General features: G+C 56.1%; 1 pseudogene. It reads right to left on the bottom strand.

Features of this window, described 5'->3' with window-relative positions:
- A pseudogene (locus tag ACNQ62_RS03380) lies at positions 1-565 on the bottom strand (transposase); the annotation flags it as partial.
- Positions 566-635: the final 70 nt, after the last annotated feature.

Raw genomic sequence — 635 nt, 5'->3', positions numbered from 1 at the left:
TCGCGGATGTCGCGCTGCAGGGCTTCACGCTGACGTTCCAATTCTTCAAGCTCTGGATAAGGGGCACTCTTCTTGCGTTTCATCATGGCAGGAGCCTCCGGGCCAAGGATCTGAGTCTTCCAAGCATAGAGCGTCGGCCGACTAACTCCGAACTTTTCGGCCAAGGCCTGGGCACTTTCTTGGCGATTATAGAGCCCGACCACAGCAGCCTGCTTCACGGCGTCAGAGTGATTTCCTGGGCCATATGTCGCATTGGAGACCGTTTTCGTGTCAGGAAACGCCTCGCGCACCCAAGCCGTCAGGGTGGCTCGGCCTGGATAGCCTAAAGCGCGCAGCGTCCATGGCTTGCATAATGCTCTAACGCCACCTGCTTTTGTGCCGCCGAGAATTTAGGCGGGCGCGGCGCTGAACGTATTTGCAAGTCCTGCCGACGTTCATACTCTCGATGCCAGCCTTTCAAGGCATTCTTCGTTGGATACCCCAACTCACGGATGGTGGCCCCCAAACGCTTGCCGAGCTTGATATAAAGCTCAACCGCGCGCATTCGATCTTCGTAGCTGTACATGAACTATCTCCAAGATAGTCCAACTTTTCGTCCGCACCCCCGCCGGGTCAGTTCTCAGTGACAATCAACA

Origin of the sequence: Sulfitobacter sp. SBS6, assembly GCF_048285585.1 — a bacterium.
GTDB classification, from domain to species: domain Bacteria; phylum Pseudomonadota; class Alphaproteobacteria; order Rhodobacterales; family Rhodobacteraceae; genus Sulfitobacter; species Sulfitobacter pontiacus.
This window is presented reverse-complemented; position numbering and strand designations above follow the sequence as displayed.